Raw genomic sequence first — 19,950 nt, 5'->3', positions numbered from 1 at the left:
CATAATTCGCCACCGCTGGGGATGGCAAGAATTATAGTGCCGGTTGCCGGGGCAACAAATGTCGCAGTTGGAGGGCGGCGGGAGTGGCGGCCCGGCAACGAAGGGCTTGCGATGGCGGTCATGGCGTTTCGCCTGCTGCAAGGCGGCTCGCGGCGCCGTTGCGCTGCCATTCCGCCCAGGTCGGCCGGTCCATCTGAAACAGGTCGCTGCTGCGGGCGTACCAGCCGCTGCCGTGCATGCGGCCGATCAGGCGCAGGCCTTGCGTATCGATGTGACAGCGCTCACTGTCCTGCACGAAGGCATCCTCGACATGGGCGCAAACGATGCGGCCGATCACGATGGTCTGGCGCGGCCCCGTCACCATCGAGGTCAGGACGCGGCACTCGAACGAAACGGGGGATTGCGCGATGCGCGGCGGCCGCACGGCGTGCGAGCGCGCCGGCTTCAGGCCGGCCAGCGCCAGCTCGTCGATCTCGGGCGGCGCATCGATGCAGGTGACGTTCATGGCCTCGGCGTTTTGCTCCGACACGAGATTCACCACGAATTCGCCTGTAGCAAGGATGTTGGTCGCGGTGTCCTTGAAGCGGTCCTTGCCGGCGAGAAGCCCGAGCGCGAGCGTCGGCGGCTCATGTCCCAGCACGTTGAAGAAGCTGTAGGGCGCCGCATTGATCACGCCGTCTTCCGACAAGGTCGTCACCCAGGCGATCGGCCGTGGCGTCACGGTGGCGGTGAGTACCTTGTAGCGGTTTTGCGCTTCCATCCACTCCATGTCGAACAGCATTGCCGGCCTCGCTGCCTCAGACCGCCACCACCGGATGACGCAGCCGGCCGATGCCGGACACTTCAGCCTCCACGACATCGCCCGGCCACAGCCATTCCTGCGGCGTGCGTCCCGCGCCGACGCCGTCGGGCGTGCCGGTAGCGATGATATCGCCGGGCTCGAGCGTGATCGCGGCCGAAATATCGGAGATCAGCAGCGGCACCTTGAACAGCATATGCCGGGTGTTGGAGCGCTGCTTCTCGACGCCGTTCACCGTCAGCCAGAGATCGAGCGCATGCGGGTCTGCGATCTCGTCCGATGTGACGATGCAGGGCCCGAACGGCGCGTAGGTGTCCTGCCCCTTGGAATAGATCCACTGGCCGGCGCGGCGGTTGTCGCGGGCGCTGACGTCGATCATCACGCTATAGCCGAACACGAAATTCAGTGCTTCTTCTTCCGATACGCGCCGCGCGGTCCGACCGATGACGACGGCGAGCTCGACCTCCCAGTCGAGCTGCCGGGTGATCGCCTTGTTGTGCTCGATCGCGTCGTCCGGGCCGATCACGCTGGTCGGCGGCTTGGAGAAGATCACCGGCTGCTTCGGCAATTCCTTTGCCGTATCGAGCGTGCGGGACGATTCCGCGACGTGCTCGACATAGTTGAGGCCGATGCCAAAAATGTTCTTGCGGGGCCGCGGAATCGGCGCGAGCAGTTTGACGTTAGCCAGCGGCAGCGCGGCGCCGACCGGCCAATAGTCGTTGCGGTCGCCGAGGATCTTCTTCAGAGCAACCAGGGCTACCGGCCCCAGATCGATGAAGGCCAGCATCGAGGAAGGCAGCGAAACCCCGGCATGCGCGCCGATCTTCTCGACGTCGATGACGAGGTCATCGACAACGGCGCCAAGGCGCGCGGCGGCTTCGATGGAGTCGCGGTAAGTTACAAGACGCATCTTAATTCCTAGGAAGCGAGCGGCTGCCGCCCCTCATTGTCGCCGAATGCTTCCTCGCGGTGGAGGCCGAGCGAGTGCATCACCGGCAGGTCGTTGAAGGCGAACAGGCAGGCGTCGTCGCTACCAGAGGCGTTGGCGTGTTCGTGCCAGGCCCAGGACGGCACGCAGAAGATGTCGCGCTCCTTCCAGTCGAAGCGCTTGCCGTCGATGATGGAGTGCCCGCTGCCCTTGGCCACCTGGTAGATGAAGCTGCCGGTGTGGCGGTGTGCGTGCGTCGCCTCGCCCGGCCGCAGCATCTGCATGGAGGCGCCGATCGTCTGCATGACAGGCCCGCCGGTGACGGGATTGACGTAGTTCATCAGGAGGCCGTCATAGGGCGAACCGGCGGAAGCCTTGGCGTAGCGCTGCAAGGCCTCGTAGGTCGGGCCCCATTCGTATTTCAGGAGCGGCGAATAGCCCTTGCTCCATTCGGCGCCGGCCGGCCGCAGGCCGGGAGCGCCCCAGGCATGCGACATGTCGTCGACCGGATGGCCGACGGTCTGCTGCATGTTCGGATGCACCGCGTAGAAATTGGCTTCGAGGCAATTCACCAGCGGAATGTCGAGGCCGTCCTGCCAGATGCAGGGCGTGCCGTCGCCGGAAACGCCATGCTCGTGCCAGGTGCCGTTCGGCGTCAGCACGAAATCGTTGGCGCCTAAGGTGAGCTTATGCCCGTCGACGATGGTGTAGGCGCCCTCACCTTCCATGATGAAGCGCAGCGCGGACGCCGAATGGGCGTGCGCAGAGGCGACTTCGCCGGGATGCATCACCTGTAGGCCCGAATAGAGCCAGCCAACGGCGGCGGCATGGTCGCGGCGGCCCGGATTGTTCAGATAGATGACGCGGCGGCCGGCCTTCTCCGGCGACACCAGCTCGACGGAGCGCAGCACATGCTTGCGCAAATCCTCATAGCGCCACAGCACCGGCACGGAAGAAGACTTCGGCTGCCACGGCTCGATCTTGTTGGCGACCGTCCACAAGGCGCCGGCATCGAGGCCTTCCAGCTCATCGTAATAGGCAAGCAGTTCGGGCGTGTCCTCGACATTGGCCCGGCCTGCGACGTTTTCCCGATGGTTTTCGCGACGTGCTGTTGCCATCCCGCTCTCCCTGTAGGATGATATAAAATCATTCCTTCGTTGGAAGCAATCGGAAATTTTCGAAAATATGGCAGTTCATCGAAAGGCGGGCCGAAATGCTTCAGCCGCGGGCGGCGAGCGCGGGGCGGCCGGCGAGAGCGCCAGTGGACCGGCGACGCTGGGCGAAGCAGCCTATCAGCGTTTGCGCGCCGACATTGTCGTGGGCGCTTTCAAGGCCGGAGAGCCGCTGCGGCTCGAGGCGCTGCGTCAGCGTTACGGCTTGAGCTTTTCGCCGCTTCGCGAAGCCCTGATGCGGTTGCAATCGGAGCGATTGGTAGCCTCCACGGCGCTGCGGGGCTTCTCGGTCGCGCCGTTGTCGCGCGAGGAGATCGAGGACGCGACCGAAACGCGCATCCTGATCGAAAGCGAGGCGCTGCGCCGCTCCATGCGCAACGGCGACGATGATTGGGAAGCGGGCATTGTCGCCGCCTTCCATGCGCTCAGCCTACAGGTCGAACGGCAGTCGAAAGTTGCGGGCTCGGTGGCGACGGCCGACCTGTTCGCGATGGAAGAGCGGCATCATCATTTCCACCGCGCGCTGATCTCGCATTGCAGATCGCCGCGCCTGCTCGAACTCGCGGAGCGGCTTTACGTCGAGACCCAGCGCTACCGCCTGCCGAACTATTTCGGCGGAGTGCTGGGGCAGCGGCGGCGCGATGCCACGGCCGAACACCGCGAGATCATGGACGCCACACTCGGCCGGAGCGAAGAGGCCGTGCGCCTTTTGGCCGACCATTACCGGAAGACGGCTGCGATCATCGAAGCTTCGATCGAGTGGCCGCCGGTCTCCGGCAAGGCCGCGCGATAGGATCAGATACGGTACTCCGCGCCCTCGATCGCATAGGGCGCGTAGCGAAAATCGCGGATGGTCGCGACCTTCTCCCCGTCCCATGCGAGCAGCATGAAATATTTCGGCGGCCCGTCCGGCGTATTCGGATCGAACACCAGGATGGCGGCACGGCCCTCGACCAGGCCCGGCACCAGGTGCCAGTCGCCGACGCCGGAATAATTGCCGAAATAGCGTGACACCTCCAGCTTGCCGCGCATGCGGGTCTTGTTGACGAGTTCGAGTCTGACGTCGTCAGCAATCATGTCGCGGATCGCGTCGAAATCGCGCGCATTGAAGCGCGCGACATAAGCGGAAAGCCGCGCGCGGTCGGCATCGGACAGCGCCGGTACCGGTGCATCTTCCGGTTCGCCGGAAAATTCGCGCAATTGCGTGCGCCCGCGATGCAGCGATGCCTTCACCGCGGGCAGGCTGACATCCATGATCTCGCACACTTCCTGCAAGGAGCAGCCGAGCACGTCGCGCAGGATCACGCTCGCGCGCTGCGCCACCGGCAGCCGCATGAAAGTGCGCAAGGATGCGCTCGCAATCTGACGGCTCAAAACCGCATCGAGCTGATCGGCCACCATGTCCACCTCGCTTTGCGAATGCAGCGCCTCCTGCCGGCTTCGGCGGCGCAGGAAGTCCAGCGCCGTGTTGTGCGCGATCCGGAACAGCCAGCCCTCGGGATTGCCGATCAGACCGGCGGAAAGGAACGCTTCCACCGCCTTGATCAGGGCGTCCTGCACCACGTCCTCGCCATCGATGACGGAGCCCACCATGCGCGCGCAATAGCGATGCAGCTTGGGCCGCATCGCAATCAACAGGCGTTCGAGATCGATCTCCGGCATCACGTCTCGTTCAGCATGCGATAATTACCGACAACAACCGCCGCGCGGGGCATCGGCGGCTCCGCGCAGCGGTCGCGAATCCCGCTCTGAAAAGCCTGGAACGCCGCCAGCTTCGGCAACGGGCTCGATCCGTCCTCGGCCGAGGTTTCGACCAGATGCACAAAACTGTCGTCTTCCAGCCGCAGCGTAAGATAGCGCACGCCGTCAGGCTTCGTCGCCTTCAATTCGGCAAACACCGCGGCCACAAGTTCGGCATTCTTGTCGGCGGCTTCCGGCCGGGCTTTGTACCTGATCAGGGTCCGTCTCATCGCTCTCTCCATTGGTCTTGCGTTGCGTAACCTCTCCATGACGTCTGTGCAGGCATGAAAGATTCGGGCTTAGAGGAAATATTTTTGGCAGCGCCGCAATTACCAATGGCAGGACAGGCGCAGTCGATAGGCGTCCGCTATCGATCGATTGGCGAATTCGCCTTGGATCGCATGCGCGAAATCACTAGATAAACCGAAGCGGATATATTCACGGAAAGGCCCATGCCATGACCGATGCCCCGGCAAAACCTCACCGCGTGGTGATCGTTGGCGCCGGCTTTGGCGGCCTGGAAACCGTCTTTGGGCTGAAGGGCGCCCCGGTCGAGATCACGCTGATCGACCGCCGTAACCACCATCTGTTCCAGCCGCTGCTCTACCAGGTCGCAACCGCCTCGCTCGCGACGTCCGAGATCGCCTGGCCGATCCGCCATGTCCTGAGCGACCGCAAGGATGTCACGACCCTGTTCGCCAATGTGAACGGCGTCGATGCCAAGGAAAAGCGCGTGCGGCTCGAGGACGGCGAGACCATTCCCTACGACACGCTGGTGCTCGCCACCGGCGCGCGCCACGCCTATTTCGGCCATGACGAATGGGAGCCGTTTGCGCCCGGGCTGAAGACGCTGGAGGACGCCACCACGCTGCGGCGGCGCATCCTCGTCGCCTTCGAGCGCGCCGAGCGGGAAACCGATCCGCAGCGCCGCGCGGCGCTGCTCACCTTCGTCATCATCGGCGCCGGGCCAACCGGCGTCGAGCTCGCCGGCACCATTGCCGAGCTCGCAAAGCACACGCTGCCGCCGGATTTCCGCCGCATCGACACGCAGAAGGCGCGCGTGGTGCTGATCGAGGCCGGCCCGCGGGTGCTGGCGGGCTTCGACGAGAATCTGTCGGCCTATGCGCAGCGCGCACTCGAGGACAGCGGCGTCGAGGTGGTGCTGGGCCAGCCCGTCACCGAATGCACCGCCGACGGCGTCACCTATGGCGGCCAGCAGCTCAACGCCCGCACCATCATCTGGGCGGCGGGCGTACGCGCCTCGCGCGCGGCCGAATGGCTCGGCGCACCCGCCGACCGCGCCCATCGCCTCAAGGTCAATCCCGATCTCACCGTGCCCGGCCATCCCGATGTCTTCGCGGTCGGCGACACCGTGACGATTGCGGGGCCCGACGGCAATCCGGTGCCGGGCATCGCGCCGGCAGCGAAGCAGGAAGGGCGCTATGTGTCGAAAGTCATCAAGGCTCGGCTCAACGGCACGACGGTCGGCCCGTTCCGCTACAACCATTCCGGCAGCCTGGCGCAGATCGGCAAGCGCAAGGCCATCATCGATTTCGGGCGGATCAAGCTGCGCGGCACCATCGCCTGGTGGATCTGGGGCATCGCCCACATCTACTTCCTGATCGGCCTGCGCCACCGGCTCAGCGTTGCCCTGAGCTGGCTCTGGGTTTATGCGCGCGACCAGCGCGCCGCCCGGCTGATCACGCAGGGAAGCAGCAAGGTGACGGGGTAAAGCCGCAATCGGACCTTGCCGAACCGCAGGCCCTGTCTCTATCACTGCTTGAGGCCGCCGGAGCGGATTCGGCGCGCGGAATCGGGGCGGTTCACCGGCATGGGCAGAGCGAGGCAGGCACGCGGGACGCCCTCGGGCAGAACGGGCAAGGGCGGCGGCAAGATCCTCGATCTCGACCGCTATGTGCCGGCCCTCATCACCTTCATCGGCAACAAGCTCTCCAACAGCGCGACCGTGACCTACCAGAAGCGGTTTGGCGTCAACGTCACGCAGTGGCGCATCCTGTCACAGCTCGCGATCGAGCCCGGCATCTCCGCCTCGCGCATCTGCCAGGTCATCGGCTTTGACAAGGGGCCGGTCAGCCGGACGCTTGCGGTGATGCAGGACGAAGGACTCGTCAGCATCAAGCCCGGGCAGGACGGGCGCACGCATGCGATCTCGCTGACATCGAAGGGGTGGACGACCCATGATCACGTCATCAAGGTCGCGCTCGAACGCGAACGGCGCCTGTTGTCCTGCCTGAGCAGGCAGGAGCGCGACACGCTGATCGGACTGCTGCAACGAGTTCACGGCAACCTCGATGCCGTGAAGGGCGTTGGCGACGGGGCGGACGAGGATTAGCCCGCGCAGCCGATCCACGCGGCGGATTTGTGGTCATCCAGAATCGCCACCGCAGCGGCCCGCCGCGTCAGCACCGCGCGCTGGTTGATGTAGCCCTTGTCGGTGATCTCGCCGCCGTCGACCGAAGCCGGCTCGGCGAGCAGCAATGCGCGCGTGGCGTGGCCCGACGAGTTGCCGCTTTGCGCCTTTAGCCTCGCAAGCCCCTGCCCGATCGCGCTGCGGACCTTTTCGTGCGCGATCGCCTCATCCGCGCTTGCGCTCTCGGGCAAGCCTGCATGCGCGCGGCAGGCGACGATGTTCGCAAACACCAGGAAGCGCACCTCGTCGCCGCCATGGCCGGTCACGACGATATCCTGCGCCAGCGGCGCCAGCGCGGCGATGCCGGCCACCCGCAGCGTGCCGACGCTGACCCAGGTGCCGGAATTGAGCTTGAAGTCTTCCGCGACGCGGCCGTCGAAGAACAGGCCTAGCCCGGGCCGCATGGGGTCCGCGAATTTCACGGCATCGCCGATCAGATAAAATCCCTCTTCGTCGAACGCCTGCGCGGTGAGCTCCGGCGCCTTCCAGTAACCCGGCGTGACGTTGGGCCCGCGCACCCGCACTTCCAGCTTATCGCCCGATGGAACCAGCTTCAGCTCGGTGCCCGGAATCGGCACGCCGATATTGCCGGATCGCTCGGCCAGGAAATGGCAATCGGCCGCCAGTGGTGAGGTCTCGGTGGAGCCCCAGGCCGACACCATCGGCAGCGCGCGGCCGACGGTCTTGATCGAGAGTTCCTCCAGCGCGTCCCACAGATTCTGCGGCAGCGCCGCGCCGGCATAGAAGGCGAACCTCACCTCGGCGAAAAACTTCCGGCGTAGTTCGTCGTCGCCCCGCAGCGCCGCGATCAGCATGTCAAAACCGCGCGGCACGTTGAAATAGACCGTCGGCGTCACGCTGCGCAGATTGGCGAGCGAGGTTGCAAACAGCCCGGGCGCCGGCTTGCCGCCGTCGATATAGAGCGAGCCGCCGTTGCGCAGCACCAGGTTGAAATTGTGGTTGGCGCCAAAGGTGTGGCTCCATGGCAGCCAGTCGAGGATCACGAGATCGTTGTGCGACGCATCGAGGAATGACCACGTCTGCGCCTTGGCCTGCTGGCTCGAGGTCAGCATGCGCTGGGTGTTGATGACGGCCTTCGGCGTGCCGGTCGAGCCCGAGGTGAACAGGAATTTTGCGATCGTATCAGGCGTCACCGCCGCAAAGGCTTTTGCGACGTCGGGTGTCTCCGGCGTTGAAGCAATCGCGGCGAATGGGATGGCATCATCATCGCCGGCATTGCCGCTGACGATCTTTGCGTGATGCAGTGGCTTGATCGCCGCCAGTGCCGATGCGAACGGCTTTATGCCGGAAACATAGATCGCGCCCGGCTCGAGCAGGCCGATCATGCTCTTCAGCTTGTCGAAGTCTTTGGACATCAGCGAATAGGCCGGCGAGATCGCGGCCGAGGGCACGCCGGCGTGCATCGCCGCCAGCGCCAGCAGCGCGTGATCGATGCTGTTGTCGGAGAGGATGACCAGCGGACGTTCGGCGCTCAGTCCTTGCGCCAGAATCCACGATGCGATCGAACGCACCTGCCGCAGCGTGTCCCGGTACGAAACGGTCGTCCATGGCGTATCGATATTGCCGCGCTCGCCGAGAAAGACCCGATCCGGCGTTTCGCGCGCCCAATGCTCCAGCCAGTCGCCGACGCATCGCGCGTATTCGCCGAGCGGCACCGTCGAGCGCAGCAAGATGCTGCCGTCGGCGCGGCTGATAGCCACGATCGAGGGCGTTGCGAACGGCGTGTCGGAATTGTCGCGGCTGACAACGGCTGATGTCGTCATCGGGCTTCCTCCTCGTGCTCCTCAATGACCGCAGGCGGTGCAGCCATCGTCGCAGCCTCTTGCGGGCCGCTCCGGGCATATTGTTCATTCGAACAATTGTTGTCGTCAGCAACAATCTTTCCCTCTTCGTCCTGCTCCGCTACATTGGATGCGATGCTGGAGAAATGATTTGTCCAACCGGGCGACCCAGGCGACGTTGAAAATCCCGAAAAACTCCGGCGCAAAACGTCGGGCGGGCGGCAAGCCTCGTCCGACGGACAACAGCAGCGCGATCGAACTCGACGGGCTGCTTGGCCATGCCGGCTATGCGGTGCGGCGCTTCCAGCTCTGGATCTTTCAGGATTTCATCCGCACGCTCGCCGCCGTCGACATCACGCCGACGCAATATTCAGTGCTGACGGTGATCGGCGCCAATCCCGGCCTCAGCCAGATGGCGGTGGCGCAGCGGCTCGGCATCGAGCGCGCCCGGCTGGTGCATCTGCTCGACAGCCTCGAAGACCGCAAGCTGGTGAAACGCATCCGCTCAAGGACCGACCGGCGATCGCATGCGCTGCATTTGACCGCGCAGGGGACCGTGTCGCTGCGGCAGTTCAAACTGCTTGCCGCCGAGCACGAGCGGCATGTCGCCGAGAAGATCGGCAAGGAGAACCGCGAGCAATTGCTGCGGATTCTCTCCGGCTTTACCTGAGCCAGGGGCTGCCGGCCTGCTCTGCTGAATAATTGTGCAAGCATGCTTGCGGAAATGCGCGCGGCGCGTGCCATTTTTTCTGATAATTGGCTGTAAAGTCTGTCTTATTTGACAAATCCGGTTTCGCTCTATCGATGTACACAATGGCACATCGCTTGCTTCGTTGATCAGGCAAGATTCCGCGTTGAAGGGGCGTTCATTGACCGAGACCGTAGCCGAGATTATCGCCGCCCACCGCGCCGGTACCGCGTCGCCCGTAGAGACCGTGGCGCGCAGCTTTCAGCGCATCCGCGACCATAACGATCCCGCGATCTTCATTTCGCTGCGCGATAAAAAGGACGCGCTGGCGGAAGCCGAAGCGCTGGCGAAGAAGGATGCCGCAACACTGCCGCTGTTCGGCGTCCCCGTTGCGGTCAAGGACAATATCGACGCGCAAGGTCTTGCGACCACCGCAGCCTGCCCGGCCTTCTCCTACATGCCCGCGCAGGACTCGACGGCGGTGGCAAAACTGCGCGCGGCCGGCGCCATCGTCATCGGCAAGACCAATCTCGACCAGTTCGCCACCGGCCTCGTCGGCGTGCGCTCGCCCTATGGCATTCCCAGGAATCCGATGCGCGGCGATCTCGTTCCGGGCGGATCGAGTTCGGGATCGGCCGTCGCGGTGTCGGCGGGCCTCGTGCCGCTCGCGCTCGGCACCGACACCGCGGGAAGCGGCCGCGTGCCGGCGATGCTCAACAACATTGTCGGCCTCAAGCCGAGCCTCGGCCTGATCTCGAACGCCGGGTTGGTGCCGGCGTGCCGCACGCTCGATTGCATCTCGGTGTTCTCGCTCACCGTCGACGATGCGATGGCCGCGCTGAAGGTGATGGCCGGCTCCGACAAGGCCGATCCGTTTTCGCGCGAGCGGCCGCTCGCGGAAATGACGGCGTTTCCTGCAAAGCTCCGGCTGGGCGTTCCCCGCAACGGGCAACTGATTTTCTTCGGCGACAAGCATTCGGAGAAGGCCTATGGCGAAGCGATGAAGCGCTGGGCCTCGCTCGGCGCGGAGTTGGTCGAGTTCGATCTCGAGCCGTTCTATGAAACGGCGCGGCTGCTCTACGAAGGTCCATGGGTCGCCGAGCGCTATCTTGTCATTCGCGACCTGCTGGCATCGTCGCCCGATGCAATCCATCCCGTGACGCGCGAGATCACCGCGGCAGGCTCGCGGCTGACAGCAGCCGACACCTTTGCGGCGCTCTATCGCCTGCAGGGGCTGCGGCAGACCGCCGAACGCACGTTTGCCGGTATCGATGCGATCGTGCTGCCGACCGCGCCGACCGCCTATTCCACCGCGCAGGTGCTGGCCAACCCAATCGAGCTCAACAGCCGGCTTGGCACCTACACCAATTTCGTCAACCTGCTCGATCTCTGCGGCCTCGCATTGCCGGCTTCGATCCGTGCCGACGGCATTCCGTTCGGCATCACACTGCTGGCGCCCGCCGGCAAGGATGCCATGCTCGCCGGCATCGGCCGAGCGTTCCACGCCGGCACGGGACTTCCGGTCGGCGCCAGGGGCGTGAAGCAACCAATACTGGCGCCGCTACCGAACGCGGCCCATGACGACGAAATCGCGATCGCGGTGGTCGGCGCGCATTTGTCAGGCATGGCGCTGAACGGTGAATTGCTGGCGCTTGGCGGACGGCTGCTGGAAGAAGCGAGCACCGCGCCCGATTACAGGCTCTACGCGCTCGATACGACGCCGCCAAAGCCCGGCATGCTGCGCGTCGAGCAAGGCACGGGCTCGACGATCAAACTCGAACTCTGGGCGCTGTCGGCGGCTGCGTTCGGAAAATTCGTCGCCGCGATACCGCCGCCGCTGTCGATCGGTACGATCAGGCTGAGTGATGGCCGCGGGGTGAAAGGCTTTATCGTCGAGCCCGCCGAGATCTACGGCGCTCGCGACATTTCCTCCTATGGCGGCTGGCGCGCGTTCATGAAGGAAAAGGCGGCGGTGTAGCGTCAGCCGTCATTGCGAGCGAAGCGAAGCAATCCAGCTTTATCTCCGCGGCGAGAAAGCTGGATTGCTTCGTCGCTATGCTCCTCGCAATGACGGAGAGAAACACCTACACCGACACCGCGTAGATCTCGTACTCGCCGCGCACCAGCTCGATATGCGCGCGCATCGCAGCCGCCGCGCCGGTCTTGTCGCCGCGCATGATGGCGACCACGACGCGGTCGTGCTCGGCGTGCGATTTGGCGAGACGCCCGAGATTGCGGAACTGGGCGCGGCGGAAGGGTTGCACGCGCACGCGCGTCGCCAGGGTCATTTCGGCGATATAGGCGTTCTGCGAGCCGGCATAGATCGCATTGTGAAACCGCTCGTTGACCTCGTGGAAGCGTTCGGGATTGCCGGCATGGCTCAGCACGCGCAGTTCCTCGTGGATCGCCTCCAGCCGCGCGCGATCGGCGGCCGGCATCCGCTCGGCGGCCAGCGCAGCACAAATCGCCTCCAGCTCGGCCATCGCCTCGAACATCCCGGTCAGCCGGTCCAGCGTCGGCCGCGCCACCACCGCGCCGCGATGGGCGCGCGCTTCGACGAGCCCGCTCGCCGCGAGCTGCCGCAGCGCCTCGCGCACCGGCGTGCGCGATACGGAAAAACGCCGCGCGAGGTCGGTCTCGTCGAGCGGCGCGCCCGGCGCCAGCGTGCCACGGACGATTTCGTCGGCAAGCTGCAACCGCAACTCTTCGGCGCGGGTGATTTTTGCCTGCTGCGGAGAGGCACGGTCGACGCGACGGACCACCGGATCGGCCGCTGCGCCGCTCCGTTGCAAACTGCCTGCCGGGAGGTCGTCGAGACTCATGCCTTGCGATCCCTGCCCTCAGGTCTTCGGTTCATCGATGATGCTGACATGGGCGGCGACGATCCGCCATCCTTCGGCAAATCGTATCCAGGTCTGCATCTGCCGACCGACTTTGCTGCCGGCCCACGCGTCGCGATAGAACAGCGTTGAAGCCACTGCCGTATCGCGGCCATAGGTCGTTATCAGGGTCTTGTCGGTCTTGCGCATCAATCCAACTGGCGATCGCGCTGCGCGGAAGGCCATGATGGCCTCATAGCCGTAGAGATTTTCGCCGATGCCGTAGCGCAGCGTTCGCTTGTCATTGCGAAAGAGCTCGTCGAGCACGGCAACGTCGTTACTGACGAGCGCCGCCTCATAGCGCGCGAATTGCGCGGTGACTTCGGCGAGCACGTCGGGCAGGTCGATTTCCATTTCAAATTCCTCGCGGCGCCGGCGCTGCGGCCACGCCCATCTTTTCCAGCGCATGCGCCGCGCGCAGCGCGATGTCCTCGCGCCAGGGCGCAGCAATGATCTGCACACCGATCGGCATCGGCTCCAGCGGCACCGGCACGGCGACCACCGGCAGGCCAATGAAGGAGATCGGTTGGGTGTGAATGCCGATATTGGCGCGCACCGGCAGTTCGACGCCGTCGAGCACGAAGTTGACCTGCCCAAGCTTCGGCGCGACGCATGGCGTGGCGGGCGCCACGATCACGTCTACAGACTTGAAGATTTCCAGCACCTTGGCGCGGTACCAGCGGCGGAATTTTTGCGCCTTGTCGACATAAACCCCCGGGATCATCGCGCCGGCGATAAACCGGTCGCGCACCGCCGGATCGAAGTCGTTCGGCCGTTTTCGCAGGCGATCCAGATGCAGCGAGGCGCCTTCGACCGTCGTGATGATGTAGGCGGCGGCGCGGGCGCGCGCAGCCTCGGGAAGTTCGATGGTGTTGGTAGCACCGAGCGCCTTCGCGACGCGCGCAACGGCCTCCTGCGCTTCGGGAAACACGTTCTTCTGGAAATAGCCGCCGGCCACCGCGACGCGCAGACCGCCAACGCCTTGCGCGAGCTGCGCCGTCACCGGCTCGACCGGCCGCGCGGAGCAGGCAGCATCAGCGGCGTCCGGGCCCTGCATCGCGTCATAGGCGAGCGCGAGATCGGCGACGTTGCGCGCGAACGGGCCGAGGTGATCGAAACTGCCGACGAAGGGATAAGAGCGCGCGCGCGACAGCCGCCCATAGGTCGGCTTCAGGCCAAAGATGCCGCAGAACGACGACGGCACCCGGATCGAGCCGTTGGTGTCGGAGCCGAGCGCGAGCGGCACCAGCGCACCGCCGACGGCGCTGCCGGAGCCGCCGGAAGAGCCGCCGGTCATCCGCGTCGTATCGTGCGGATTGCGCGAGGGACCGTCATGCACGTTCTCGCCGGTGAAGTCGTAGGCGTATTCGCCCATGTTGAGCGCGCCGACCAGTACGGCGCCCGCCGCCTCCAGCCGCTCGATCAGCGTCGCATCGCGCGGCGAAGGCGGCAGGTCGCGGTTGATCTTTGAGCCCGCGCGGGTGGAGAGGCCCTTTACGTCGAACAGGTTCTTGACGGCAAAGGGCACGCCCGCGAGCGGACCGACGCTTTTGCCGGCCGCGATGGCAGTATCGATCGCCCGCGCCGCGGCGCGCGCACGATCGGCGGTGACGTCGGTGAAGGAATTGAGAACGGAATCGTGCTTGGCGATTCGCGCCAGCGCGGCTTCGGCCACCTCAAGTGCGGACATCTTGCGGCTAGCGACCGCTTGCGCGATCTCGGCGGCGGACAGATTATCGGAAACGGTCATTGCGATATCAGGCGCTGAAGACACTGGCCGACTCGGTTTCATCCGGCAGCGGGAATTCGTCGACCAGCTTCGCCAGCCGCAGCGACACCTGGAGATTGGCCCTCACCGCCGGCCGCCAGCTTTCGTCCATCGGCAGCGCCATCGCCTTGCCAACGGCGTCGATGTAGTCGTCAAGCGGATCGCTAGCCATGCCTTGTCCCCGTCGTTTCTTCTTAATGCACCGGCAACGGCGGATGCGGGATCGCCGTCAGCAGCTCTTTTGTATAGGCGTCCTGCGGATCGCCGAGCACCTTTTCGGAACTACCCTGCTCGACGATTCGTCCCGCCCGCATCACGATGACACGATCGCACAGCAAACGCACCACGTTCAAATCATGGGAGACAAACAAATAACTCATACCCATCGACGACTTGAGGTCCTGTAACAGGTTGAGCACCACCGCCTGCACGGAGACATCGAGCGCCGCGGTCGGCTCGTCGAGGATGACAAGCTTTGGATGCAGCGCGATCGCGCGCGCGATGCCGACGCGGGCCTTCTGGCCGCCGGATAGCTGATGCGGAAAACGATCCAGCAGGTTGACCGGCAGACCGACCAGCCCGGCCAGTTCCTCGCAGCGGGCGCGCAGCGCGTCGCGCCCCCTGATGTCGCCGAGTTGCATAATCGGATCGGCGATGGCGCGCGCCGCGGTGAAGCGCGGGTTGAGGCTGTCGGTCGGATCCTGGAATACCATCTGAATGCTCTTGCGCAGCGGCAGCCGCGCAAAGGCATGCGGCATGATGGCGCCGATCTCTTCACCGTCGAACAGGATGCGGCCGGAGGTCTGGTCGAGCAGCCGCATCACCATCATCGATGTCGTCGACTTGCCGCAGCCGGATTCGCCGACGAGCCCGACGCTCTCGCCATGGCCGACCTCAAAGCTGATGCCGTCGACCGCGCGGAAAATTTCCTGCTCGACGGGCGGCTTGCGCGAGAACAGCTTTCCGAGCACGGCGGTCGCGCCCTGGCGGGGATATTCCTTGACGAGCTTTTCGACCGTGAGGAGTGGTTTGGCCTCGCCGCCCATTGAGTCGTCACCCCCGGGCTTGACCCGGGGGTCCATCTTCTCAAGAGAAGAGTCTTGCGAAGAAGGATGGATGGCCGGGTCAAGCCCGGCCATGACGGGCGTACCTTCCTCTTCCGGCAGCAAATCCCGTAACGACACCCCGAGCCGCGGCGTCGCCCGCATCAGCTTCTTGGTGTAGGGATGCTCCGGCTTCGCAAAAATGTCCGCGGCGGTCGCCGTCTCGACCACCCTTCCCTTCTCCATCACCACCACGCGGTCGCAATAGGCCGCGGCGAGCCCGAGATCATGTGTGATCAGGATCGTCGACATGCCGCGCTGCTTGGTCAGCTCGACAATCAAATCCATCACCGCCTTCTGCGTGGTGACATCGAGGCCGGTGGTCGGCTCGTCCGCGATCAGGAGCTGCGGATTGCAGGCGAGCGCCAGCGCGATCACCACACGCTGGCACATGCCGCCCGATAGTTCGAACGGATAGGCGTGATAGCGCTCGCGCGGACGGGCGATCTTGACCTGCTCCAGCGCCTCGATCGCCTTCTCTCCGCGATCGGCGACCTGCGATTGCTGCACATGCTGGCGCAGCACGTCCTCGATCTGGTCGCCCACCTTGCGGATGGGGTTGAGCGCGGCACGCGGGTTCTGGAAGATCATGGAGATTTCGCGGCCGCGCAAATCGCGCATCTCGCTTTCGCTCGCCGCTTTCACATCAATGCCGGAGAACATCACCGAGCCCTCGGCGATCCTGCCGGCGCGATCGAGGATCCGCATCACGGCGTAGGACGTCACCGACTTGCCCGAGCCGGACTCGCCGACGATGGCCAGCGTCTCGCCCTTGGCCACGCTGATATTGACGTGTTGCACCGCCTTGACGATGCCGCGCCGCGTGGTGAATTCCACGGTGAGGTCGTTGACGTCGAGCAGCGGTTTGGCGGTCATGAAGGCCTCCGCGCCTGCGCGTCATCCAAAAACTCGCAAAACAACCCCATGCACAGTAGACAAACGGTAATAGGGTATGGCTTCGGGACCATCATTTACGTCCTCCGCTGCGGATCGACGATATCGCGCAGGCCGTCGCCAAGCAGGTTGAAGCAGAACACCGCGATCATCAGCGCAAGGCCGGGGAATAGCGCGATCCACCATTCGCCCGACACCATGAAGCCGGCGCCTTCGGCGACCATGATGCCCCATTCCGCGGTCGGCGGCCGCACGCCGAGGCCGATGAAGGACAGGCCGGCGGCATTGAGGATGGCGTAGCCCATGGTCAGCGACATCTGCACAATCATGATCGGCATGATGTTGGGCAGGATGTGAACCAGCAGGATGCGGCCCTCGCTGTTGCCGGACAGCCGCGCCGCCTGCACGAAGCCGGCATTGCGCCGGACATTGGCCTCGGCGCGGGCGACGCGCGCATAGAGCGGAAAATTCACGATCGCGGTGGCGATGATGATGTTCTGCACAGTGTTGCCGAGCGCCGCGACGATGCCCATCGCCAGCACGAACAGCGGAAAGGCCATGATGGTGTCGGCGATGCGGCCGACGATACGATCGGTCCAGCCGCCGAAATAGCCGGCGGCGATGCCGGCAAGGCCGCCCATCAAAAACACCAGCAGCACGGAAGATATCGCGATGAATGTATCGAGCCGCGTTGCGACGATGACGCGGCTGAAGATGTCGCGTCCGAGCTGGTCGGTACCGAACCAGTGCGCCGCGGAGGGCGGCTTCAACGCCTGCGCGGTGTTCGACGCCAGCGGATCGTACGGCACGACATAAGGGCCGAAGAGCGCCGCAAACAGGATGACGACCAGCAGCCCGAAGGCGAACGCCGTGACCTTGTTTTCGCCAAGCACGTATCGGGTGTGCTCGAACATCGAAACGAGCGGCGACTTGCGCTTTTCAGTTGGGGCTGTTGTGACGGAATCGGCCGTGACGCTGCTCATGACTGCACCTCAGATTTGAGCATGATCTCCGCGCAAACGCTTCGCGTTTGTCGCAGGGAAAACCGGTTCCCACTTTTCCGGATCATGCTCTACCCTTCCAGCCGCACACGCGGATCGATGATGCCGTAGAGAATGTCGATCGCCAGATTGAGCAGCACATACATCACCGCCATGGTCAGCACGAAACCCTGCACCGGCGCGAAATCTGACGAGATCAGCGCTTCGACCGCGTAGGAGCCGATGCCGGGCCAGGCGAACACCTTTTCCACCAGCACGTTGGCGCCCAGCAGGAACGAGAACACCATCGACAGCGTGGTGATGACGGGCAGCATCGCGTTGCGGAAAGCGTAGGTGACGATCACCGTGCCGGGCGACAGCCCGCTGGCGCGCGCGGTGCGGACGAAATCCGATGCCAGCACCGCCAGCATCGAGGCGCGCGTCATGCGCGCGATCGGCGCCAGTGAAAAGATCGCCAGCGTCAGCGCCGGCAGGATCAATTGCCGGAGCGCGGAGCCGAACGCCTCGGTGTCACGCGCCAGAAGTGTGTCGATCAGATAGAAGCCGGTTACCGTCGGCGGCGCGCTGTAGAATACGTCGAGGCGGCCGAGCGGTGCGGGCGACCAGCCGAGCCGGAAATAGAAGACGTAGACCAGCACGAGGCCGGTGAAGAACACCGGCAAGGAGACGCCCGCCGTTGTCGTCACCCGGCATAGATGGTCGATCCACGATCCCGGCCTGGTGGCGGCAAGCACACCGAGCGGCAGCGCGATCGCGATCGAGACGAACAGCCCGAGCAGCGTCAGCTCGGCGGAAGCCGGCAGGCGGTTGCGGATCTCGGTCGCGACCGGCTGACCTGTGGTCAGCGAGTTGCCGAAATCGCCATGCGCGAGATCGTTGGTGTAGCGAAAGAACTGCTCGATCAGCGGCCGGTCGAAACCAAGCTTCTTCCTGATTTGCTCGATCGCTTCCTTGGTCGCGGCGGGGCCGGCGAAATATGCCGCCGGATCGCCCGGCAGCGCACGCGTCAACAGGAAGGTGACGATGACGACCCCGATCAGGCTCGGGATCGCGAACATGAGCCGCTTGCCGATCATCGTCAGCATGGGAGTTACGCCTTCACAAGCGCACGATAGTCGAGGCGGCGGTGGAACCAGTATTGATAGCCCGAAATGTTCTTCTGCATCGCGACGTTGACGAACGGCTGATACAGCGGGATGCGCGGGATGTCGGTGAAGGCGAGATCGACAAAGCCCTTCACGTCCTTGTCGTAGGCAGCAGTGTCGCCGGTTGCGGCCGCGGTGCGCGCGCCGTCGATCAGCTTGTCCATCTCCGGCGACTTGTAGCTCATGGTGTTGAAGATGGAATTGTTGCCGTGATAGCACCAGTAGAAGAAGTATTCGGGGTAATCGAGCCAGCCTGAGAACACGTTGGTGTAGAGCGGCAGCTCCTTCTTGGTGAGCTCGGTGCGCCAGTTGGCGCCGGGGATCTTGTTGATCGTCGCCTTGATGCCGATCTGCGCCAGGCTCTCCTGCACCAGGATGCAGAGCGGCTCGTTGACGTTCGCAAAATTCAGGTCGAACGACAGCGTGGTCTCAAAGCCGTTGGCGTAGCCGGCCTCGGCCATCAGCGCTTTGGCCTTCTCGATGTCGGTATTGAACTTGGTCGGCTGTGGCCAGGCGACGTCGGTCGTCTTGCCCGCGGCCGCGCCGAACATGGGGTTGGCGAGGCCGAACAGCACGGCGTCGATGATCTTCTGATAGGGGATCGCATAGGCAACGGCCTGCCGCACTTTTGGATTGTCGAACGGCGGCTTGGTGACGTTCATGCCGATGTACTGGATGCCGTTGGAGAACGGCAGCGACACCACGTCCAGCTTGCCGTTCGCCTTCATCTCCTGAAAGTCCTTGAACGGCAATTCGTAGGAGATGTCGGCATCGCCGCGCTCCAGCAGCGCGCGGCGGTTGCCGGCCTGCGGCACCATGCGCCAGATCACGCGCTTGACCTTCGGCAGGGGACCGCCGACCCAGGCGTCGTTGCGCTCCATGATCACTTCGGTACCGGCGGTCCACTTGGTCACCTTGTAGGCGCCGGAGCCTGCGGTCTGCTGTTTTGTGTATTCGAGCCCCCACGGATCCTTTTCGGATGCGTTCTTCTTCACCAGCTCCGAATTGACGACGGCGGGCACGATCACCGCGAGATCGGGAATCGTCAGCTTGTCCTTTTTGAGGAAGTCGACACGCACCGTGTGGTCATCGACGACGACGAACTGCTCGGTCTTGGTGAGCGAGCCCGCGCTCATCTGGAACGTCGGAAAGCCGCCAACGCTCACCGCGCGGTCGAGCGACCATTTGACGTCCTTGGCGGTAACAGGTGTGCCGTCGTGGAATTTGGCGTTCTTCTTCAGCTTGAACGTCGCCGACATGTCGCCGACATTCATATCCTCGGCGAGTTCGCCCTTGAATTTGTCGCGGTCGTAATAGGGCACGCCGCCGGGACCGCTCTTCATCTCGTGGCTGATCAGGCGGTCGTAGCAATTCCACGACACTTCATAGCCAGGCACGTTGGTGCCGATGCCATGGATGTCGAGATTGTTGGGCCCGCCTTCCGAGACGATCAACAGCGTCTCCGAACGCGCATCGGCCTTCGCCGCCGACCAGATCGCCGGCGCCGGCACCATGGCGCCGGCAGCCAGACCAGAAACAGATTTGAGGAAATCGCGACGCTTCATGTGATGCTCCAAAGACGCTGAAATACGGACCGGCT

19 protein-coding genes are annotated in these 19,950 nt (G+C 64.4%); 5 read left to right on the top strand and 14 right to left on the bottom strand.

The window, feature by feature from the left end; genetic code table 11:
* Positions 1-118: 118 nt before the first annotated feature.
* Genes JQ628_RS19020 through JQ628_RS19010 form a run of 3 tightly spaced genes read right to left on the bottom strand, consistent with a single transcriptional unit; the run spans position 119 to position 2,845 of the window.
* Positions 119-781, bottom strand: a complete 663-nt coding sequence (locus tag JQ628_RS19020; RefSeq protein ID WP_212224449.1) for a flavin reductase family protein — start codon at positions 779-781, stop codon at positions 119-121.
* Between the two features lie 16 nt (positions 782-797).
* On the bottom strand, positions 798-1,709 hold the full coding sequence (locus tag JQ628_RS19015; RefSeq protein WP_212224447.1) for a fumarylacetoacetate hydrolase family protein: 912 nt from the start codon (positions 1,707-1,709) through the stop codon (positions 798-800).
* Between the two features lie 8 nt (positions 1,710-1,717).
* Complete coding sequence (locus tag JQ628_RS19010) at positions 1,718-2,845, bottom strand: cupin domain-containing protein (protein WP_212224445.1); 1,128 nt, start codon at positions 2,843-2,845, stop codon at positions 1,718-1,720.
* A 67-nt stretch (positions 2,846-2,912) separates the two neighbouring features.
* Between JQ628_RS19010 and JQ628_RS19005 the strand changes: the two genes are divergently transcribed.
* On the top strand, positions 2,913-3,692 hold the full coding sequence (locus tag JQ628_RS19005; protein ID WP_212224443.1) for a GntR family transcriptional regulator: 780 nt from the start codon (positions 2,913-2,915) through the stop codon (positions 3,690-3,692).
* A gap of 2 nt (positions 3,693-3,694) precedes the next feature.
* Here the strand turns inward: JQ628_RS19005 and JQ628_RS19000 are convergent, their stop codons facing one another.
* Complete coding sequence (locus JQ628_RS19000; protein ID WP_212224441.1) at positions 3,695-4,561, bottom strand: sigma-70 family RNA polymerase sigma factor; 867 nt, start codon at positions 4,559-4,561, stop codon at positions 3,695-3,697.
* Positions 4,561-4,869: a hypothetical protein gene (locus JQ628_RS18995; RefSeq protein WP_212224440.1), complete on the bottom strand. Its 309-nt coding sequence runs from the start codon at positions 4,867-4,869 to the stop codon at positions 4,561-4,563. The genes JQ628_RS19000 and JQ628_RS18995 overlap by 1 nt, the downstream gene beginning before the upstream one ends.
* 227 nt (positions 4,870-5,096) lie before the next feature.
* Between JQ628_RS18995 and JQ628_RS18990 the strand changes: the two genes are divergently transcribed.
* The gene (locus tag JQ628_RS18990) at positions 5,097-6,371 is read left to right on the top strand and encodes an NAD(P)/FAD-dependent oxidoreductase (protein ID WP_212224438.1); all 1,275 of its coding nucleotides are present in this window, start codon (positions 5,097-5,099) and stop codon (positions 6,369-6,371) included.
* Positions 6,372-6,470: 99 nt separating this feature from the next.
* Positions 6,471-6,992 (top strand): MarR family winged helix-turn-helix transcriptional regulator, encoded by a 522-nt coding sequence (locus JQ628_RS18985; RefSeq protein ID WP_212224436.1) that lies wholly within the window; start codon positions 6,471-6,473, stop codon positions 6,990-6,992.
* Here JQ628_RS18985 and JQ628_RS18980 read toward each other — a convergent pair.
* Complete coding sequence (locus tag JQ628_RS18980) at positions 6,989-8,854, bottom strand: feruloyl-CoA synthase (protein WP_212224435.1); 1,866 nt, start codon at positions 8,852-8,854, stop codon at positions 6,989-6,991. The two genes, JQ628_RS18985 and JQ628_RS18980, sit on opposite strands and share 4 nt — an antisense overlap.
* 169 nt (positions 8,855-9,023) lie before the next feature.
* Here JQ628_RS18980 and JQ628_RS18975 point away from each other — a divergent pair, with 169 nt between their 5' ends.
* Both JQ628_RS18975 and atzF read left to right on the top strand, forming a co-directional pair.
* The gene (locus JQ628_RS18975) at positions 9,024-9,542 is read left to right on the top strand and encodes a MarR family winged helix-turn-helix transcriptional regulator (protein WP_249128087.1); all 519 of its coding nucleotides are present in this window, start codon (positions 9,024-9,026) and stop codon (positions 9,540-9,542) included.
* A 199-nt stretch (positions 9,543-9,741) separates the two neighbouring features.
* On the top strand, positions 9,742-11,538 hold the full coding sequence (gene atzF, locus JQ628_RS18970; RefSeq protein WP_212224433.1) for an allophanate hydrolase: 1,797 nt from the start codon (positions 9,742-9,744) through the stop codon (positions 11,536-11,538).
* Between the two features lie 106 nt (positions 11,539-11,644).
* On the opposite strand, the gene JQ628_RS18965 is transcribed toward atzF, so the two are convergent.
* The 8 genes from JQ628_RS18965 to JQ628_RS18930 form a co-directional block, all read right to left on the bottom strand.
* Positions 11,645-12,382, bottom strand: coding sequence for a GntR family transcriptional regulator (locus JQ628_RS18965; RefSeq protein ID WP_212224432.1), 738 nt, complete (start codon positions 12,380-12,382; stop codon positions 11,645-11,647).
* A gap of 18 nt (positions 12,383-12,400) precedes the next feature.
* Positions 12,401-12,793 carry an oxalurate catabolism protein HpxZ gene (hpxZ, locus tag JQ628_RS18960; RefSeq protein ID WP_212224431.1) on the bottom strand — a complete coding sequence of 131 codons (393 nt, stop codon included), beginning with the start codon at positions 12,791-12,793 and terminating at the stop codon, positions 12,401-12,403.
* A 1-nt stretch (position 12,794) separates the two neighbouring features.
* On the bottom strand, positions 12,795-14,189 hold the full coding sequence (locus JQ628_RS18955) for an AtzE family amidohydrolase (RefSeq protein ID WP_212224430.1): 1,395 nt from the start codon (positions 14,187-14,189) through the stop codon (positions 12,795-12,797).
* 7 nt (positions 14,190-14,196) lie between these two features.
* Positions 14,197-14,379: a DUF4089 domain-containing protein gene (locus JQ628_RS18950; RefSeq protein WP_212224428.1), complete on the bottom strand. Its 183-nt coding sequence runs from the start codon at positions 14,377-14,379 to the stop codon at positions 14,197-14,199.
* A 22-nt stretch (positions 14,380-14,401) separates the two neighbouring features.
* A complete protein-coding gene (locus tag JQ628_RS18945) occupies positions 14,402-16,186 on the bottom strand; it encodes a dipeptide ABC transporter ATP-binding protein (RefSeq protein ID WP_212224426.1) in 1,785 nt (594 codons plus the stop codon).
* A gap of 95 nt (positions 16,187-16,281) precedes the next feature.
* Positions 16,282-17,118: an ABC transporter permease gene (locus tag JQ628_RS18940; RefSeq protein WP_249128121.1), complete on the bottom strand. Its 837-nt coding sequence runs from the start codon at positions 17,116-17,118 to the stop codon at positions 16,282-16,284.
* A gap of 158 nt (positions 17,119-17,276) precedes the next feature.
* Complete coding sequence (locus JQ628_RS18935; RefSeq protein ID WP_212224424.1) at positions 17,277-18,290, bottom strand: ABC transporter permease; 1,014 nt, start codon at positions 18,288-18,290, stop codon at positions 17,277-17,279.
* 5 nt (positions 18,291-18,295) lie between these two features.
* Positions 18,296-19,915 (bottom strand): ABC transporter substrate-binding protein, encoded by a 1,620-nt coding sequence (locus JQ628_RS18930; RefSeq protein ID WP_212224423.1) that lies wholly within the window; start codon positions 19,913-19,915, stop codon positions 18,296-18,298.
* Between the last annotated feature and the right edge of the window lie 35 nt (positions 19,916-19,950).

The organism is Bradyrhizobium lablabi (assembly GCF_018129385.1).
GTDB classification, from domain to species: Bacteria; Pseudomonadota; Alphaproteobacteria; order Rhizobiales; family Xanthobacteraceae; genus Bradyrhizobium; species Bradyrhizobium lablabi_C.
This window is presented reverse-complemented; position numbering and strand designations above follow the sequence as displayed.